Annotated in this window: 1 protein-coding gene; it reads left to right on the top strand. The window is 49.6% G+C overall.

Going from position 1 to position 409, the window contains the following annotated elements; genetic code table 11:
- Nucleotides 1-409: phosphate acyltransferase (locus tag A3729_RS10270; RefSeq protein ID WP_255376389.1), on the top strand; the 409-nt coding region annotated here is incomplete at both ends.

The raw sequence follows: 409 nt of genomic DNA, 5'->3' as shown, positions 1-409 counted from the left end.
GCGATAAAGAACGCGCAACACGCCTTTCTCCGCCGGCATTTCGCTATCAATTATCTGAAAATGCGCGCAGTGCAGCTAAGACGATCGTATTACCTGAAGGCAATGAACCAAGAACGATATGTGCCGCTATTGCTTGCCATGAGCGAGAACTAGCTCAGTGCATACTAATCGGGAAGCCCGATGAAATTAAGGCGGTCGCAAGTGCTCAGGGTGTTACGCTTTCGAGTGATATTCAGATCGTCGACCCTGACGAAGCACGTGAACGCTATGTCATCCCAATGACAGAGATCAGAAAGCATAAAGGCGTGAGTCACCAAATGGCGCGAGCAATGCTAGAAGACAATGTCGTACTCGCAACGATGATGGTGGCGCTAGATGAAGTTGACGGGCTTGTATCAGGAGCTGTTCA

The organism is Oleiphilus sp. HI0043 (assembly GCF_001634935.1).
Note: the sequence above shows the minus strand (reverse complement) of the source record. Positions and strands in the feature narration are given on the sequence as shown.